The sequence below is a fragment of the Novosphingobium sp. NDB2Meth1 genome (assembly GCF_900117425.1).
Classification (GTDB): domain Bacteria; phylum Pseudomonadota; class Alphaproteobacteria; order Sphingomonadales; family Sphingomonadaceae; genus Novosphingobium.
Window position 1 is genome coordinate 233726 of the sequence record NZ_FPEH01000016.1, and the last position, 13508, is coordinate 247233.

General features: G+C 65.8%; 13 protein-coding genes. 3 read left to right on the top strand and 10 right to left on the bottom strand.

What is annotated here, in order from left to right:
- Window position 1: 1 nt before the first annotated feature.
- The gene (gene sucC, locus NDB2M1_RS13250) at window positions 2–1201 is read right to left on the bottom strand and encodes an ADP-forming succinate--CoA ligase subunit beta (RefSeq protein WP_072382971.1); all 1200 of its coding nucleotides are present in this window, start codon (window positions 1199–1201) and stop codon (window positions 2–4) included.
- Between the two features lie 230 nt (window positions 1202–1431).
- Between sucC and NDB2M1_RS13255 the strand changes: the two genes are divergently transcribed.
- A complete protein-coding gene (locus NDB2M1_RS13255; RefSeq protein WP_072382973.1) occupies window positions 1432–2208 on the top strand; it encodes a 3'(2'),5'-bisphosphate nucleotidase CysQ in 777 nt (258 codons plus the stop codon).
- 900 nt (window positions 2209–3108) lie between these two features.
- On the opposite strand, the gene NDB2M1_RS13265 is transcribed toward NDB2M1_RS13255, so the two are convergent.
- Together NDB2M1_RS13265 and NDB2M1_RS13270 are read right to left on the bottom strand one after the other, a co-directional pair.
- The gene (locus NDB2M1_RS13265; RefSeq protein ID WP_072382977.1) at window positions 3109–4110 is read right to left on the bottom strand and encodes an aldo/keto reductase; all 1002 of its coding nucleotides are present in this window, start codon (window positions 4108–4110) and stop codon (window positions 3109–3111) included.
- Window positions 4111–4190: 80 nt separating this feature from the next.
- Window positions 4191–4883 (bottom strand): YiaD family glycine zipper/OmpA-like lipoprotein, encoded by a 693-nt coding sequence (locus NDB2M1_RS13270; protein WP_072382978.1) that lies wholly within the window; start codon window positions 4881–4883, stop codon window positions 4191–4193.
- A 157-nt stretch (window positions 4884–5040) separates the two neighbouring features.
- On the opposite strand from NDB2M1_RS13270, the gene NDB2M1_RS13275 reads away from it, so the two are divergent.
- Window positions 5041–6366, top strand: coding sequence for a hemolysin family protein (locus tag NDB2M1_RS13275; RefSeq protein WP_054122783.1), 1326 nt, complete (start codon window positions 5041–5043; stop codon window positions 6364–6366).
- Between the two features lie 68 nt (window positions 6367–6434).
- Here NDB2M1_RS13275 and NDB2M1_RS13280 read toward each other — a convergent pair whose 3' ends face one another.
- The 4 genes from NDB2M1_RS13280 to NDB2M1_RS13295 all read right to left on the bottom strand — a co-directional run bounded on the left by NDB2M1_RS13280 (window position 6435) and on the right by NDB2M1_RS13295 (window position 10616).
- Window positions 6435–6848: a DUF3035 domain-containing protein gene (locus NDB2M1_RS13280; protein ID WP_054122784.1), complete on the bottom strand. Its 414-nt coding sequence runs from the start codon at window positions 6846–6848 to the stop codon at window positions 6435–6437.
- Window positions 6848–7369, bottom strand: a complete 522-nt coding sequence (lspA, locus tag NDB2M1_RS13285; RefSeq protein WP_072382980.1) for a signal peptidase II — start codon at window positions 7367–7369, stop codon at window positions 6848–6850. The genes NDB2M1_RS13280 and lspA overlap by 1 nt, the downstream gene beginning before the upstream one ends.
- Window positions 7366–10260: an isoleucine--tRNA ligase gene (ileS, locus tag NDB2M1_RS13290; protein WP_072382981.1), complete on the bottom strand. Its 2895-nt coding sequence runs from the start codon at window positions 10258–10260 to the stop codon at window positions 7366–7368. The genes lspA and ileS overlap by 4 nt, the downstream gene beginning before the upstream one ends.
- Window positions 10261–10412: 152 nt before the next feature.
- The gene (locus NDB2M1_RS13295; protein WP_072382983.1) at window positions 10413–10616 is read right to left on the bottom strand and encodes a hypothetical protein; all 204 of its coding nucleotides are present in this window, start codon (window positions 10614–10616) and stop codon (window positions 10413–10415) included.
- 17 nt (window positions 10617–10633) lie between these two features.
- Here NDB2M1_RS13295 and NDB2M1_RS13300 point away from each other — a divergent pair, with 17 nt between their 5' ends.
- Complete coding sequence (locus tag NDB2M1_RS13300; protein ID WP_256374895.1) at window positions 10634–11047, top strand: tryptophan-rich sensory protein; 414 nt, start codon at window positions 10634–10636, stop codon at window positions 11045–11047.
- Here the strand turns inward: NDB2M1_RS13300 and NDB2M1_RS13305 are convergent.
- From NDB2M1_RS13305 to NDB2M1_RS13315, 3 genes are read right to left on the bottom strand one after another with little or no spacing between them, the layout of a single operon-like run.
- Window positions 11032–11964, bottom strand: a complete 933-nt coding sequence (locus tag NDB2M1_RS13305) for a bifunctional riboflavin kinase/FAD synthetase (RefSeq protein ID WP_072382987.1) — start codon at window positions 11962–11964, stop codon at window positions 11032–11034. The two genes, NDB2M1_RS13300 and NDB2M1_RS13305, sit on opposite strands and share 16 nt — an antisense overlap.
- Window positions 11964–12452: a dihydrofolate reductase gene (locus NDB2M1_RS13310; RefSeq protein ID WP_072382989.1), complete on the bottom strand. Its 489-nt coding sequence runs from the start codon at window positions 12450–12452 to the stop codon at window positions 11964–11966. The genes NDB2M1_RS13305 and NDB2M1_RS13310 overlap by 1 nt, the downstream gene beginning before the upstream one ends.
- Complete coding sequence (locus tag NDB2M1_RS13315) at window positions 12453–13508, bottom strand: 5-(carboxyamino)imidazole ribonucleotide synthase (RefSeq protein WP_072382991.1); 1056 nt, start codon at window positions 13506–13508, stop codon at window positions 12453–12455.

The window sequence follows — 13508 nt, forward strand, 5'->3', positions numbered from 1 at the left end:
ATCAGGAAACCTTCCGGACTTCGGCCACGATCTTCTGCGCGGCATCGCCAAGGTCGTTGGCGGGGACGATGGGGAGACCCGAATTGGCAAGGATATCCTTGCCCTGCTGGACGTTGGTGCCTTCAAGGCGCACGACGAGCGGAACCTGCAGGTTCACTTCCTTCGCGGCGGCAACGATGCCGTCGGCGATGATGTCGCACTTCATGATCCCGCCGAAGATGTTGACGAGAATGCCCTTCACCGCCGGATCGCGCAGGATGATCTTGAACGCCGCGGTCACCTTCTCGGTGGTGGCGCCGCCGCCCACGTCGAGGAAGTTGGCGGGGAATTCGCCGTTCAGCTTGATGATGTCCATCGTCGCCATGGCAAGGCCGGCGCCGTTCACCATGCAGCCGATGTTGCCGTCGAGCTTGATGTAGGCGAGGTCGTACTTGCTGGCCTCGATCTCTGCCGGATCTTCCTCGGTCTCGTCGCGCAGCGCCATAACGTCGGGGTGGCGATAGAGCGCGTTCGAATCGAAGCTCATCTTGGTGTCGAGCACCAGCAGATTGCCGTCCTTCGTCTCCACCAGCGGGTTGATTTCGAGCATGTCGCAATCGAGCGCCATGAACGCGGTGTAGAGCTGCTTGGCGATCGTCGCAGCCTGCTTGTTGAGCTCGCCCGTCAGCTTCAGCGCATAGCCTACGGCGCGGCCGTGGTGCGGCATGAAGCCCTGCGCCGGATCGATCGTGATCGTAGCGATCTTCTCTGGCGTCGAGTGCGCCACCTCTTCGATATCCATGCCGCCTTCGGTCGAGACGATCATCGCGACGCGGCCGGTTGCGCGGTCCACCACCATCGAGAGGTAGTATTCCTTCGCGATATCAACGCCGTCGGTCACGTAGAGGCGGTTGACCTGCTTGCCCGCCGCGCCGGTCTGCACCGTCACCAGCGTGTTGCCCAGCATTTCCTTGGCAAACGCCTCGACTTCCTCGACCGACTTGGCCAGCCGCACGCCGCCCTTGGCATCCGCCGGCAGCTCCTTGAACTTGCCCTTGCCGCGCCCGCCCGCGTGGATCTGCGCCTTCACCACATAGAGCGGCCCCGGCAGCTGCTTCGCGGCGGCAACCGCTTCTTCCACGGTCAGGGCAGCAATGCCCGCCGGAATGCCGACGCCAAACTTGGCGAGCAATTCCTTGGCCTGATATTCATGAACGTTCATGCGTGATCCCCGCATCAAGAGAATGAGAGCAAGCGGATTGAACCGGCAGGTCGCGCTGCCTTAAGCACACGGCTAAGGGCTTGAAAAGGGTTCGCGGCACCCAATTGTGCCTGCGCGGATGCATTCCCGACATGCAGGACGTCGGCATGGCCGAATACGAATGCATTCGCCCGCCACCACGCGCACGAGGCCCTTGCGCTCCGGCTGCCAAACCCGCATCGCAATCGCCAATGATCGACTTCGACCGCTTCCGCGCCATCATGGCCGAAGCCGGACGCCTGGCGCTCGCCAGCTGGCCCGGCCACGGCCACGCGCTCGATGTGTGGGACAAGTCGCCCGGCAACCCCGTCTCCGCCGCCGATCTCGCGGTCGATACATACCTCAAGCGGGAACTCGGGCTCTTGCTGCCCTCCGCCGGATGGCTCTCGGAGGAAACCGTCGATGATCCCACCCGCCTCGCCAAGGGCCTGTGCTGGCTGGTCGATCCGATCGACGGCACGCGCGATTTCGTCCGCGGCCGCCCCGGCTGGGCCGTCTCGGTCGCACTCATCTCCGAAGGCCGCCCCCTCATCGGCGCGCTCGATGCCCCCGCACGCGGCGAATACTGGCAGGCCATCGCCGGACAAGGCGCCACCCGCAACGAATTGCCCCTCACCGCCAGCAACCGCCAGTCCCTCACCGGCGCGCGCGTCCCCGCCGACGCCCTCCCCCGCGTCGACCACGATCTCGTCCTCGTCGACAAGCCCAACTCCATCGCGCTCCGCATCGCCATGGTCGCCGCCGACGAAGCCGACCTCCTCGCCACGCTGCGCTGGGGCTACGAATGGGATATCGGCGCCGCCGCCCTCATCGCCCGCGAAGCCGGCGCCGCCGTCAGCGACGCCTTCGGCGCGCCTTTGGCGTACAACAAGCGTGATCCGCGTGCGTTCGGGTTGCTCGCCGCAGCGCCGGCGATCCACGCTGCGGCAGTGGACCGGCTGGCCGAGCGGGCGAGCCGGATGGCTTAGGAAAGGGCCTCCGGCGGGCAAGGGCCATCGCCCTTGCATCCCTGAGTTTTGGGGCGGTTTTGGTGGAAGGCGGAAAACAACCGGTCTCCAAATCAGCAGCCAGCAGGCGGTGACTCCCACCTGCGGCTCGACTACTATAAGCTAGGGATCCGGGAGGAAGCCGAACATGCTGCAACCAAGAAAGAAGTTAGCGATATCCGCCGCGCTCTTCGCATTAATCTCCGCATGTACTTCGTCCCCATCACAGGACCAGCAGCGTTCAAATGATGCGGTCGATGCCGCATATCGCGTTTGCAATGCTATGATGACTACAAATCTCGTCAGCAGATGTGATGTAAGCGGCTGGAATTCATCTGTCGATGTTCGCATTGATACTAATGCGAGGGAGGCAATAAAAATGTGTAGCTCCTCGGTCGCACTCGTATCGCAGTACACGCCGTCGCTTTCTGGACGATGGAAGCTGCGGATACTTTCGCCGTTTAGCGGCGAAAACGTGCTTGCTGAGTGCCCGTTTTAAGCCAAGGATAGGCCGTGGCCCACTTCCGCGGGGGAGCGAACGCAGTCGCTCGAATCTATTCATACTGACTGGGCTACCCGCCACCACACAAAATCGTCGGCCCGGACTTGATCCGGGCCTTGGCTTTTCTTTTCGGGCGCAGCGCCAGAAGGACAGCCCAACCCCGTGTCAAGCACGGGGTGACGGGGATGGGAGGGGAATGCCTTTTATCCCCACACTTCGTCATTGCGACCCCGGCCGTGAGCCGGGGGAAGCAATCCAGGGCGGTGTTGCGCGGCTCTGGATTGCTTCGCTACGCTCGCTGGTGACGAGATGGAAAAGTGATCGGGATGCAAGGGCGATGGCCCTTGCCCGCCGGAGGCACAAAAAACCCGCCAGACGCCTCAAGCCGCCTCAAACTCTTCCGTATCGATCGTCGCCTGCATCACCGGCCCATAGCGGTGCCCCGCCACGGTCTGGTGGTTGATCAGCGCATCCACCTCGGCCACCAGCGCCGCCGAAGGCTCCCAGTCCCACCGCGCGATGTTTTCGGCGAGGTGGTCCTGCCGCGAGGTGCCCGGGATCGCCACCACGTGCGGCCCGCGCGCCAGCACCCAGCCGAGCGCTAGCTGCGCCGCCGTCACGCCCTCGCGCGCCGCCAAGGCTGCGAACTGTTCGGCAAGGCCAAGGTTGTGCGCCCAGTTCTCGCCCTGAAAGCGCGGCATGTTCGGGCGGATGTCGCCCTTGGGCATGGCAGCGGGATCAGGCCGCTCGTCCACCAGCAGGCCCCGGCAGACGGGCGAGAACGCCACGAAGGTGATGCCGAGCTCGCGGCAGGTCTCCAGCACCGCGATTTCCGGATTGCGCGTCATCGGCGAATATTCGGTCTGCAGCGCGGCAATCGGATGCTCGGCGTGGGCGCGGCGCACCGTCTCGGCCGACATTTCGGACAGGCCGATCCCGCCGATCTTGCCCTCGCGCACGAGGTCTCCAAGCGCGCCGACCGATTCCTCGATCGGCACGGTGAAATCGCGGCGGTGGAGGTAGTAGAGGTCGATGTGGTCGGTCTTGAGCAGCCGCAGCGAGGTTTCGAGCGCGCCCCGGATCGTCTCGGGCTTGCAGTCGATCCGCCGCGCCTTGCCATCAACGATGATGCCGGTCTTGCTGGCGAGGAAGAACTTGTTGCGCTGCCCCGAAAGCGCCTCGCCGATCAGCGTTTCGTTGTGGCCATCGCCATAGATCCGCGCGGTATCGAGGTGGTCGTAGCCAAGATCGAGCGCGCGGGCGAGCAGGCGCTTGCCGTCCTCGTCCGAAGGCGGGGTGCCATAGGCCCAGCTCAGCGACATGCAGCCAAGGCCGATGGGATTGGTCTCGCGACCGGCGATCGTGCGGCGGGTAAAGGTCATGGAAATGCTCCTCTTCGCAAGGAGCGATGCCAGCCGGGCCGACTTGGCGTCAACCCGGCTGGAACGGTCTATTTCACCAGTTACTGCCCCTGGCGCGCGCGGGCGACGTCTTCCTGCGAAACCGGCACGATCTTGATTTCCACGCGGCGGTTGGCCGAGCGGCCTTCCTCGGTCGCGTTCGAGGCGATCGGCTGGCTCTCGCCAAGGCCCTGGCTGCGGATGCGCGCCGCCGAAACCCCGCGCGAGGAAAGGTAATCGGCCACCGCGCGGGCGCGGTTCTCCGAAAGCGTCTGGTTGTACGCGTCCGAACCGGTCGAATCGGTGTGGCCGTAAATGTCGATCAGCGAATCCGGATACTGCACCAGGCTCTGCGCCACCTTGTCGAGCGTGTCGCGGAAGCCGGGCTTGATCACCGTGCTGTCGGTATCGAAGGTCACGCCGTTGGGCAGGTTGACGAGGATCGCCTTGCCGCCGTCCACCGGGCTCACATCGACGCCAGTACCAGCGGTCTGCTCGCGCAGCTGCTTGATCTGCTTGTCATAGGAATAGCCGATGGCTGCCCCGGCGACGCCGCCGATGCCCGCGCCGATGATGCGGCCCGTGCCGCCGCCGATCAGGCCGCCGAGCAGCAGACCCGCCAGCGCGCCGCCGCCGGCACCGATCGCCGTGCGCGAAACCTTCTGCTGGCCGGTGTTCGGATCGGTGACGCAGGCCGAGAGGCTGACGAGCGAGACAGCGCAGAGGCTGGAAACAAGAACGCGCCTGATCTTCATGATACTTCCCCTGTGAACGGTCCCTCGTCCGAGGGTTCGTTGCATTGTACTGTCACCGCCAAAAACGGTTACGGTACGCATCTTCGTCCTAACATCCTGAACGCCACCCGAATAGCAGCACTTCGCGCGCGCGTTCAAATCTGCTAGCGACCTTGGGGTGACCCCGTATCCTTGGCCCGACGCCCTCATCATCCTTGGGCTGGTCGTCCTCAACGCCCTGTTTTCCATGACAGAACTGGCGATTGTCTCGGCACGTCCCGCCCGCCTCAAGGTTGCGGCCGAAGGTGGCAGCGCGGGCGCGAAACTGGCGCTCGAACTGGCCGCAGACCCCGGCAAGCTGCTTTCGACCGCGCAGATCGGCATCACCCTCATCGGCATCATCGCCGGTGCGTACTCCGGTGCCAGCCTCGGCGGGCCGACCGGAGAACGCCTCGCCGCGCTCGGTGTTCCGGCCGAATGGGCCGAGACAGCGGGCTTCATGCTGGTGATCGCGGCGACGACTTACCTCAGCCTCGTGATCGGCGAACTCGTGCCCAAGCAGCTCGGTCTGCGCTTGGCCGAACCCATCGCGATCATTGCCGCGCGCCCCATGCAGCTCATGGCTCAGGCCACCGCGCCGCTCGTCTGGCTGCTGAACAGCTCCTCCGTGCTGATCCTGCGCCTGTTTGGCATGCACCGTCAGCAAGAGCAGGACGTGACGGCGGAGGAACTCCACATGATCTTCGCCGAGGCCACCCGCTCAGGCGTGATCGAGGAAGACGAGCGCGCGCTGATGACCGGCATCATGCGCCTCGCGGAGCGCCCGGTGCGCGAAGTGATGACCCCGCGCACCGAACTTCACTGGATCGAGCGCCGTGCGCCCGAGGCGGACCTGCGCGCCGCGATTGCCGACAGCCCGCATTCGCTGCTGCTCGTGGCGGACGGCTCGGTCGACAACGTCGTCGGCGTGGTCAAGGTCCGCGATGTGCTCTCGGTGCTCCTGCGCGGCCGCAAGGTCATGCTCAGCCGGCTGATGAAGAAGCCCGCCATCGTGCCCGACCAGCTCGATACGATGGATGCGCTGCGCGTGATCCAGCAGGCCGAAGTCGCCATCGCGCTGGTGCATGACGAGTATGGCCACCTCGAAGGGATCGTCACCCCGGCGGACCTGCTCGATGCCATCGTCGGCAATTTCGTCGCGCATGGCGATGAGGGCGATGCACCGATGATCGTCGAGCGCGAGGACGGCTCGCTGCTGCTCTCGGGCGCGCTCCCCGCCGACGCACTGGCCGACCGCCTGTCGATCGAGCTGCCCGAAGACCGCGACTTCGCCACTGCGGCCGGCTTTGCACTATCCGTGCTGAAGCGCCTGCCGAGCGAGGGCGAGCACTTCCACGATCAGGGCTGGCGCTTCGAAGTCGTCGACATGGACGGCCGCAAGATCGACAAGCTCCTCGCGAGCAAGGTCAAGCCGACGCCCGCTGTAGCGATGCTCGACGGCTGAAGTTCCTCTCCATTTTTGCGAAGCACAAATGGAGAGGTGGCAGCCCGAAGGGCTGACGGAGGGGTTCTTCAGCCCGCCGTGCTGGCCTGCGCCTCGCGCCCGTCGCCTTCCGGCGCGGCGAGGATATCGCGCAGCGTCGCGCCCTTGGCCACGGTCTTGGTCTTGGGATCGCCGACGACGCTGCGGATGCCGACGGCCGACGCGCCCGCCTTGCCCAGCGCATCGGTTTCCACCGCGCTGCGCGGGGCCGGGCCGCCGAACAGGGCATCGAGCGCCTGCTTCGAGCTGTCGAGATCCTGCGGACGCGGCGCGCCGGGGTTGGGCGGCATCAGCGAGAAATCGGGTGGCACCACCAGCGGCGCCTGACGGCTGACGGCGAACTCATCAGGCCGGATGCGGTTGAACAGCGAGCCCCCCTGCGAGCACGCGCCGAGCAGCATGGCGCCACCGGCAAGCATCAGGATCGAGGTCGACTTACGCATCAAACAGTCTCCGTGGCGGTATCATGGTCAGCATCCGCCGGCTGGGCGGGCTTTTCGCGCGAAAGCAGCGACCGGGCAAGCAGTATCAGCACGCCGAAGGTGATCGCCGCATCGGCGAGATTGAAGATCAGGAACGGGCGCCATTCGCCGATATGCAGATCGGCATAATCGATCACATAGCCGCGCACCGCCCGGTCGTAGATATTGCCCAGCGCCCCGCCAAGCACGAGCGCCAGCGCGAGGATCTCGCCCAGCACCTTCTCGCGCAGCATCCACACGGCGACGCCGAGCGCGATCGCGCCGGTCATCCCCAGCAGCGCGAACTTCATCTCGCTCGAATCCGCGGTGAACATGCCGTAGGAAACGCCGTAGTTCTCGGTCCAGCGCAGATCGAAGAACGGCAGCAGCTTGATCACGCCGATCGCCTGCAGCTGCAGCGGCCCCGCCATCAGCGCCTTGATCGCGCGGTCGATCCCGAACACGCCGAGCGCCAGCGCAAATCCGGCGAAGCGGTTCCTCACGCGTCGACCCCCGCCACGACTTCGTCACAACGCGCGCACAGCGCACCGTCCTCGGTCACTTCCGGCAGGTGCCGCCAGCAGCGGCCGCACTTGTGGTGGGCGGTGGGCACGATTTCCACCGCATCGCCCTGCCCGCGCGTGACTTGCGCGGTGATGAACAGTTCGGCGAGATCGCCTTCAGCCGCGCCCGCCGGAACTACTACTTCCGCCTGCAGGCTCGATCCGATGACCTTGTCGCGCCGCAGCGGCTCGATCGCTTCGGTCACCGTGTTGCGCAGCGCGCGCAGGCCCTCGAACCGTTCGGCGAGCGCGGCATCGCGCCATTCCGCCGGCAGTTCCCGCAGCGCTTCCAGATGGACGCTGCCCCCATCCGGGAAGCGCGAGGTCCACACTTCCTCGCTGGTGAACACCAGCACCGGCGCCGCATAGCGTACCAGCGCGTGGAACAGCACGTCGAGCACCGTGCGATAGGCGCGCCGCTTGGGGTCCGTCGGCGCGTCGCAATAGAGGCAGTCCTTGCGGATATCGAAGAAGAACGCCGAGAGGTCCTCGTTGCAGAAATCGATCAGCACGCGGGTGTAGGTGTTGAAATCGAAGTCGTTGATCGCCTGCCGCAGCGCACCATCCAGTTCGACAAGCCGGTGCAGCATATAGCGCTCCAGCTCCGGCATATCCGCCGCCTCGACGCCTTCCGCCCCATGGTCGAACCCGTCCAGCGCGCCCAGCAGATAGCGGAAGGTGTTGCGCAGCTTGCGGTACTGGTCCGCCACGCCCGCGAGGATTTCCTTCCCGATCCGGTGGTCCTCGGTGAAATCGACCGAAAGCGCCCAGAGCCGCAGGATATCCGCGCCATATTCCTTCATCAGGTCGATGGGCGAGATCGTGTTCCCCAGCGACTTGGACATTTTCATGCCCTTGGCGTCCATCGTGAAGCCGTGCGTCAGCACCGCATTGTAAGGCGCCCGCCCGCGCGTGGAGCAGCTTTCCAGCAGCGAGGACTGGAACCAGCCGCGATGCTGGTCCGAGCCTTCGAGATAGAGATCCGCCGGCCACTGGAGGTCCGGCCAGCGCCCGCTTTCGAGCACGAAGGCATGGGTCGAACCCGAATCGAACCACACGTCGAGAATGTCGGTGACCTGCTCGTAGTCCTCGACGCGGTAGTCCGGCCCGAGGTACTCCTGCGCGCGTTCCGCATCCCAAGCATCGACGCCCTCGGCGCGCACCGCCGCGACGATCCGCGCGTTGACGGCGGGATCGTTGAGGTACTGGCCGGTCTTGCGGTCCACAAACAGCGTGATCGGCACGCCCCACGCGCGCTGGCGCGAGAGCACCCAGTCCGGCCGCCCCTCGACCATCGCGCCGATGCGGTTGCGGCCCTTCTCCGGCACGAAGCGCGTCGCGGCGATGGCGGCCACGGCCTTCTCGCGCAGCGTCTCGCCTGCCTCGCCCCGGTCCATCGGCACAAACCACTGCGGCGTGCAGCGATAGATCACCTTGGCCTTCGAACGCCACGAATGCGGGTAGGAATGCTTGTAGTCGGCAGACGCCGCCAGCAACCCGCCCGCCGCGCGCAAGTCCTCGCAGATCGGCCCGTCCGGCGCGTTGAACTTGGGATTGATCACCGAGCCCTGCCCGCCGAGCCAGCCCCAGTCCTCGCGGTACTTGCCATCGCCCTGCACCGCGAACACCGGCTCGATCCCGTGCGCCTTGCACAGCGCAAAGTCGTCCTCGCCGTGGTCCGGGGCCATATGGACAAGGCCCGTGCCGCTGTCGGTCGTGACGAAATCGCCGGGCAGCATGGGGCGCGGCTTGGCAAAGAACCCGCCGAGCGCGTGCATCGGGTGGCGGCAGATGGTTCCGGCGAGGTCGGAGCCTTTGTATCTTGCTCCAGCAGTCTCAAAGATTGGATAACCAGTCAAATCGACAGCTTGCCCGTGCACCTCCTGCAAACGTTGCCGCACCAGACTGCTAACACGATTGAAGAATTGACCTTGAAGGTCAGATGCAATCAAAAACTTTCTGTCTCGCAGCGAAGAAAGAAAACCATCGTCGCCAATCCCAAGAGGATCAGGTCTACCAATCTCAAATCCCTTGCCGCGGATGTCGACAAGCACATACTCAACTTCCGGCCCATAAGCCAAAGCCTGATTCACCGGGATCGTCCACGGCGTCGTCGTCCAGATCACCGCATGCGCGCCAACCAGTTCGGCAATCGGCGATTCCACAATCTCGAACGCCACGTCGATCTGGGTCGAGACGATATCCTCGTACTCGATCTCCGCCTCGGCCAGCGCGGTCTTCTCGACCGGGCTCCACATCACCGGCTTCGCGCCGCGATAGAGCTGGCCGCTTTCCGCAAACTTCAGCAGTTCGGCAACGATGGTGCCTTCGGCCTGCGGGTCCATCGTCAGGTACGGGTTGTCCCAATCGCCCTGGATGCCGAGCCGCTTCAGCTGCTCGCGCTGCACGTCCACCCACTTCTGGGCATAGGCGCGGCATTCGGCGCGGAATTCCTTCGGCGGAACCTCGTCCTTGTTCTTCTTCTTCTTGCGGTACTCTTCCTCGATCTTCCACTCGATGGGGAGGCCATGGCAATCCCAGCCGGGCACATAGGGCGCGTCCTTGCCGAGCAAGGTCTGCGTGCGGCACACCATGTCCTTGAGGATATGGTTCAGCGCATGGCCGATATGCATGTCGCCATTGGCATAGGGCGGGCCGTCATGAAGAATGAACTTCTCCGCGCCCGCACGCGCCTTGCGCAGTTGGCTGTAGAGCCCTTCGTCCTGCCAGCGCGCCAGAATGCCCGGCTCCTTCTGGGGGAGGCCGGCCTTCATCGGGAAATCGGTCTTCGGCAGGAAGACGGTCGAGCGGTAGTCTGGAGCTTCGGTCATGATCGGCGGGCCTTAGCCTTAGCGCCCGCCTAGCGCAATTTGGTTCGCACGGACCCGGAACCTCCCCCTCCGTTCGTGTCGAGCGAAGTCGAGACACTGGGCGCAGCGCTTGGTGTCTCGACTTCGCTCGACACGAACGGGGAGTTTTGGGTTCAGGGCGCTACAGAACGCCCCACCCCGTAAGCCCGCACAAACGCCGCGCCGTGGTCCCGCGCCAGCGCCGCCAGATCGAGGCAGCGCACATCCGCCCCGCCCAGCTCCTGCTGGTGCAGCGCCGCAACCAGCAGCGGAGAGACAAGCGCGATCGCGGCGTGGCGCGGGTCCGCCGCCACCATCTCGCCGCGCGCGATATGCAAGGCTAGTCGCGCCTCAGCTGCCGCCAAGGTCGGCTCGAGGATCGCCTCGACATAGGCCGGGCCGATCCGTCCCTGCCGCGCGCAAGATGCCGATGGTCCCGCCGGACTATATGGTCGGCTTGATCTGGACGGTGCTGCTTGGCCTGATGGGTGCGGCGCGCTGGGTCTATGTGCGGCAGAGCGGCGATAGCGGCTGGCGCTCGTGGGCGCCCTACGCGCTCGGCGCGGTGTGCATCGCCTATCCGTTCTACACCAGTGGGCTGAAGCTAAACGCCGCCGCCTACTGGGGCACCTGGCTGACGATTGCTTGCACGGTCGCGGCGATCTTCGTGCTGCGCACCCGCGATGCCCGCTCGCCGTGGTACCTGCTACCCACAGCGATCTGGGGCGGCTATGTCGTCTCGGTGATGACGGCCTACCCGCCGATGTGAGCCAGCAGCCGCTTCGCCTCGTCGCAATCGCGCCCCATCTGCGCCACCAGCGCATCGAGGCTGTCGAACTTCGCCTCGCCGCGCAGGAAGTGGTGGAACGCCACTTCGATCTCCTGCCCGTAGAGATCGCCTGAAAAATCAAAGAAATGCGGCTCGAGCAGTTCCTTGGGCGGATCGAATGTCGGCCGAATGCCGATATTGGCCGCGCCTTTCAGCACGCGACCGTCAGGCAGATGCCCCGTCACCGCATAGATGCCGTAGCGCGGCCTGAGGTAGGTGCCGATATCTAGGTTGGCGGTCGGGAAGTTGATCGTCCGCCCCACCTTGTCGCCGTGCTGCACCGGGCCTTTGATCGCGAACGGCCGGGTCAGCAGCCGCGCGGCTTCCTGCGGATCGCCCGCGATCAGCGCCTCGCGGATGCGGCTGGAGGAAACGACCTCGCCGTCCAGCAGCACCGGCCCCACCGCGCGCGTCTGCAGCCCCGCTTCGGCGCCGACATCGCGCAGCACCTGAATGTTTCCGCCGCGCGCCTTGCCGAAGGTGAAGTCCTCGCCCGTCACCACCGCCGCCGCGCCGAGCCGTCCGACAAGCAGATCGCGCACGAATGAATCCGCCGTCGTGCCCGCCAGCGTGCCATCGAAGGCAAACACCAGCATCGCATCCGCCCCCGCCGCCTTGAACAGCGCCTCGCGCTGATCGAGCGTGGTAAGGCGAAACGGCGCCGCATCGGGCTTGAAGTGGCGCACCGGATGCGGATCGAACGTGGCGATGATCGCGGGTCGTCCCTCTGCGCGCGCCCAGCGCACCGCCTCGCCCGCCACGGCCTGATGGCCCAGATGGAACCCGTCGAAATTGCCCAGCGCGATCACGCCGCCGCGCAGCGCCTCGGGCATCGGCTCGCTGGCGTGGAGGCGCATCAGGCCGCGCCTCGCGCGAAGGTCACGAAGTCATACGCCGGGTATGTGCCCTCGGCGGGAAAGCTCTGCCGCGCCGTCTCGCGCCACGGCGCCGCCGGATAGGCCAGCACGGTATCCCCGGCGTAGTCCCCATGCACTTCGGTCAGCTCAAAGCGCTGCGCCAGCCCCTCGAACTGCGCCAGCACATCGGCCCCGCCGATCACCGCGACTTCACCCTCACCGGCCAGCGCAAGCGCGCCCGCGACATCATGCGCCACTTCTACCCCCGGCGCAGACCAAGCCGCGTCGCGCGTCAGCACGATATGGCGCCGCCCCGGCAGCAGCCCCGGCAGCGAGGCGAAAGTCTTGCGGCCCATGATCATCGGCTTGCCCATCGTCAGCGCCTTGAAGCGCTTGAGGTCTGCGGGCAAGCGCCACGGAAGGGCACCCTCGTTGCCGATCGTGCCGTCCGATGCGCGCGCCACGATCAGAAAGATCGCCTGCGCCATCTACAGCACCAGCCTTGTGACATGGCCCATCTTGCGCCCGGGCCGCACCGCCGCCTTGCCATAGAGGTGCAGGTGGTTGGCCGGATCGGAAAGGATCGCCGGCCAGTCATGCGCCTCGTCGCCGATGAGGTTGTCCATCACCACGCCCGCCGCGCACAAGTCGGTTGACCCCAGCGGCAGGCCGCAGATCGCGCGCACATGGTTCTCGAACTGCGAGGTCAGCGCGCCTTCAATGGTCCAGTGCCCCGAGTTATGGACGCGCGGGGCCATCTCGTTGAACACCGGCCCATCGGCGGTGGCGAAAAACTCCAGGGTCAGCACGCCGACGTGCCCCAGCGCGTCCGCAACCAGCTTCGCCAGCGCCCGCGCCACACCCACTTGTGCACGCACCGCATCGCCCGCCGGGACGACCGACTGGCTGAGAATGCCCGCCTTGTGCGCGTTCTGCGCCGAATCCCAGAAGCGCACGTCGCCGTCCGCCCCGCGCACGAGGATCACCGAGAACTCGGCATCGAACTGCACGAAGCCTTCGTAGACGAGCGGCACCTGCGGCAGCTCAAGCCCCTCGGCATCACCGGGCGTCATGATCCGCCACTGGCCCTTGCCATCATAGCCGTCACGCCGGGTCTTGAGGATGCCGGGGGTGCCGATCCTGGCAATCGCCGCCGCGAGATCCTCGGCGCTGTCAACCTTGGCCCAGGGCGCGGGCCGACCGCCCAGCTCCTCGACAAAGCTCTTCTCAGCCGCGCGGTCCTGCGCCACTTCGAGCGAGCGGGTGCCGGGATGTAGCGCGACATCGCCCAGCGCGGCAAGCGGCGCGACCGGCACGTTCTCGAACTCGTAGGTAACCACCGCGCAGGTCTTGGCGAAGGCCGTAAGTGCCTCGCTGTCGTACCATCCGGCGCAAGTGAACCCGGCGCAGACATCAGCCGCTATCGAATCCGCCTCGGGCGCATAGACATGGCAGCGATAGCCGAGGTTTGCCGCAGCCAGCGCGATCATCCGGCCAAGCTGGCCGCCGCCGAGAATGCCGATGGTCTCACCCGGGGCAATCAT